The organism is Stenotrophomonas pictorum JCM 9942 (assembly GCF_001310775.1).
GTDB lineage: Bacteria > Pseudomonadota > Gammaproteobacteria > Xanthomonadales > Xanthomonadaceae > Stenotrophomonas > Stenotrophomonas pictorum.
Genome location: NZ_BAZI01000272.1, coordinates 1 through 3,654 on the forward strand (window position 1 = coordinate 1; position 3,654 = coordinate 3,654).

The 3,654-nt window shown below is 68.4% G+C and carries 4 protein-coding genes; all 4 read right to left on the reverse strand.

Annotated elements, in window-relative coordinates:
• The coding region (locus tag JCM9942_RS18645; protein WP_343123492.1) for a DUF2894 domain-containing protein at positions 1–222 on the reverse strand (222 nt) is incomplete at its 3' end.
• Positions 137–784, reverse strand: a complete 648-nt coding sequence (locus tag JCM9942_RS12225) for an OmpA family protein (protein WP_054659976.1) — start codon at positions 782–784, stop codon at positions 137–139. The genes JCM9942_RS18645 and JCM9942_RS12225, both read right to left, overlap by 86 nt.
• A gap of 5 nt (positions 785–789) precedes the next feature.
• Complete coding sequence (locus JCM9942_RS12230) at positions 790–3,183, reverse strand: DUF802 domain-containing protein (protein ID WP_054659978.1); 2,394 nt, start codon at positions 3,181–3,183, stop codon at positions 790–792.
• 10 nt (positions 3,184–3,193) lie between these two features.
• Positions 3,194–3,654: DUF3348 family protein (locus tag JCM9942_RS12235; protein ID WP_157722911.1), on the reverse strand; the 461-nt coding region annotated here is incomplete at its 5' end.

The following is a 3,654-nucleotide window of genomic DNA, read 5'->3' on the forward strand; positions in this document are numbered from 1 at the left end:
CAGCAGCTGGGTGACCTGGCCGTCGTGCGCTGCCGCGCGCCGTGCCAGGCCGTCGATGAGGCTGAAGCGCAGCGGATCGATGCGGTCGGCGCCCTGTTCGCGCCACGCCTGCAGTTGCAGCCACGGTGAGGTCGGTTTATCGGCCATTGCCGGTGCTGTCCACCTTGGGGCGCGGAATCGGCGCGATCTCCACGCGCCGGTTCCTGGCCCGCCCGGCTTCATCGGCGTTGGAGCTGACCGGTTGTTCGGCGCCGAATGCGGCGGCGAAAACCGACGCCGACGGCACCCCGTCGGCGATCAGGGTGCGCGTCACGGTCAGGGCGCGTGCGGCGGACAGTTCCCAGTTGTCGGCAAAACGGCCGTTGCTCACCCGCACCGGCTGATCGTCGGTGAAACCGCTGACCATCAGCACCTCCTCGCGCGTGCCCAGATAGTCGCGCAGCGGCGCAGCCAGGCTCTGCAGCAGCGCGCGGCCGTCAGGCTGCAACTGGTCGGAGTTCAACGCGAACAGCACGCTGCCGCTGATGCCGATGCGGCCGTTGATCACGGTCACCCGGCCGGCCGCCAGGGGGGCGGCCAGAGCCTGCTCCAGCGTCTTGAGTTTGGCCGCTTCGACCTGGCGCTGCTTGACCTCCTCATCCAGCTGGCGGGACAGCTGCAACTGGATGCCGATCACACCGGCCAGGATCAGCACGAACGCACCGAGCAGCACCGACATCAGGTCACCGAAGGCGGCCCAGGTGGTGGCGGTGGATTCGGAATCGAGCTCGATCTCGTCGCTCATCCGGTTTATGCCCCGACCGCGGCGCGCTGTCCGGTCAGCTGCTGCAGCTCACCGATGATCTGCTTCTGCGAGAGCATGCTCAGGTCGATCACCTCGCGCGCCTGGGCGACGTAGTAGGCGAGCTGCTCGTCACTGCGGGTGAGCGATTTCTCCAGCACCGATTCGATCCCCTGCAGGCGCGCGTTCAACGCTTCGGTGGAGCTGCCGAACAGCTGTACCGCGGTGCCGAAGGCTTCGCCCAGGCTGGCCACTTCCATCGCGCTGCTGGTGACATGTGCGGCGGCATGGTCGAGCTTGCCGGTCTGGCTTTCGATCTGGGAGGAGAAACGGCTGCCGACGCGTTCGAGCAGATCGGCCGAGGTGCTGACCAGCGCCTCCACCGCGGAGCGCTGTTCGGTGGAGGCATGGTTGACCGCATCGAGCAGCGTTTCCAGCGTGGCCAGCAGGCGGCTGCGTTCTTCCAGCATGGCGGTATCGCGCACCATGCTGTCGGACAGTTTCTGGCGCAGCTCGGCCACCACTTCGGCGGCCGCGCGCGGGGCTTCGGAGGCGCTCTGCACCAGGCGCGAAATCTCGGCGATGGTGTCGCGGGCATGTGCCTGTGACTGCTCGGACATCGCGTTGGCGGTCCGCGCCAGCGTGTCGCAGATCTCCTGCTGGCGGCTGGCGACATGGTCACTGCTTTGCTGCCAGCTCCGGCTCAGCGTCGTGGTGATGGCCGACAGGGCCTCGGACCATTGCGCCAGACGCTGCGTATCGCGCGCTTCCAGCGTGGCCTGCAGCTGGCCATGCGATTGCTGCATCGCGTCCAGCACGGTGCCGGTGCGCGTATCGAAACGTTCCGCCGCGGTGGTGAGCTGCTGCGCGTGGCGCGAGAGTTCGGCCAGGGTGTCGGCCGCGTTGCCCTGCAGCTGGGCGGAAACGTCGCCGGCGGTCCGTGCCAGGGTGTCGCAGATGGCCTGCTGGCGGTTGGCGATCTGCTCGCCACTGTGCTGCCACTGCTGGTCGAGCGTGGCGGTCATCGCAGCGAAGCTGTCGGCCCACTGTGTCAGGCGCTGCTGATCGCGCGCTTCCAGCGTGGCCTGCAGTTCGGCATGCGAGTGCCGCATCACTTCCAGCAGCGCGCTGGCGCGCTGTTCGAAACTGTGTGCCACCTGGGTCAGGGCCTGCTCGTTGCGCGTGGCCAGCTGCTCGTTGATGTCCTGCTGATGCGACAGCGCTTCGTTCCAGGCCCGCGTGGTGGCCTGGCTGCTCTGCTGCAGGTGCGACGACACGCTGGCCAGCAGATCGTCGGAGCGTTGCCCGAAGGTCTGGGTGAACTGCTGCAGGCTGTCGCGCAGGTGCTGCAGCAACGCATCATTGGTCTGCCGTTGCTGCTGTGTGGCCGCATTCCAGGTCTCGGCGGCCGCGCGGGTGGTGGCCTGCAGATTGCCGGCCAGACCATCGAGCTGCTGCTGCACGGCGTGGCTGACGCTGGCCTGCATCGCCGCGGTTTCGCGGGCGAGCCCGGCCAGCGTGGTTTCCACCACCGGCTGCAGCGCGTTGCCCACGGTCCTGGCGCTCTCGGCCATGCCGGCGGTGAGGGACTGCTGCAGCGAGCTGGCCAGTTGCAGATGGCTGGCTTCGGTGCGACGGTGGAACTCCTGCTGGCTGCTGGCCAGGCGTTCGGCGGCGCTGAGGTTGTGCTGTTCCAGCGTGGCCATCATCGACTGCAGGCGATCGACCAGGGCCGGCATCAAGCCGGTCTGCTGCTGCAGCAGGCGGAAGGCTTCTTCGCGCTGGTGGGCGTGCGAGTACGGGCGCAGGGTGGTGGCCAGTTGCAGGTCCAGGCGCTGCACCGCGTCCACGCGTTCGCGCCGGCACAGTGCTGACAGCAGGCCGAGCATGGCCGAACCGGCGACACCGGCAATGGAGGTGCCGAAGGCGAACGCCAGACCCTTGACCGGCGCCCCGAGCGAGCCACGGATGGCTTCCAGATCGGTCGCGCTTTCCAGCGCCAGGCCGGTACCGCGCAGGGTCGCCATCATGCCCAGCAGCGTGCCCAGCATGCCCAGCAACACCAGCAGACCGACCAGATACGGGGTCAGCGCCGGTGCCGGCAGCGGCACGCGTTCGCCTTCCACGCGCAGCCGTACCGCGTTGCGCAGGCCCGGATGCAGGCGTGCCAGCCAGGCGCCGAGGTCGGACTGTGCCGGCGCGACATCGGCAAGGGCCTGCTCCAGGGTAAGTGTGGCCTGCCGGTAGCGGCGCAGCTCCAGTGCGCCGGCGAGATAGCAGGCGGCGATCACCGCGGTGATCCCCAGTCCCAGCAGATTGCTGGTGACATAGCCCGCGCCGATCCAGCAGATGGCGAGCAGACCGACAACAAACACGGCGACACGGAGCAAGGTCTTGGACATGAGGTTCGGTTTACCGGCTACGAAGCGCTGCAAGCAGGCCTTCAATGGGGTGGAAACGGACATCCAGTTCGGCCAGCAGCGCAGTGCGCAGGTCCTGTTCGAACACGGCCAGCCAGGGGCCGCACGGCACCGCTGCGGCATCTTCGGATATATCGGGGCAAGCAGGGGCCGCCAGGTCGTGCCGCCAGGCATCGTGCAGGCGGGAGAAATGCATACCCAGCAGGGCGGGCACGCGCGACAGCAGGCTGTGCTCGCGCGGGCTCAGGGTGGCCTCCATCACCGCGTCCACTTCGGCCAGCCGCGCCTTGGCGGGCGATTGCAGCGCGAGCATGTCGCGCAGGCGTCCACGCAGGGTGCCCGTGGTGATCTGCATCGAGCGCTGCACGCCCAGGTAGTGCTGGTGGTAGGGCGCGTAGGCTCCGATGGGTCTGGATTTCGGCCGCGCCGTAGTGCGTCGGGCCGGTGCGCCGG

Bases quoted from the DNA above. Each gene is read 5' to 3' on its own strand.
- JCM9942_RS12230 (WP_054659978.1), bottom strand. From the start codon at position 3,183: ATGTCCAAGACCTTGCTCCGTGTCGCCGTGTTTGTTGTCGGTCTGCTC.
- JCM9942_RS12225 (WP_054659976.1), bottom strand. From the start codon at position 784: ATGAGCGACGAGATCGAGCTCGATTCCGAATCCACCGCCACCACCTGG.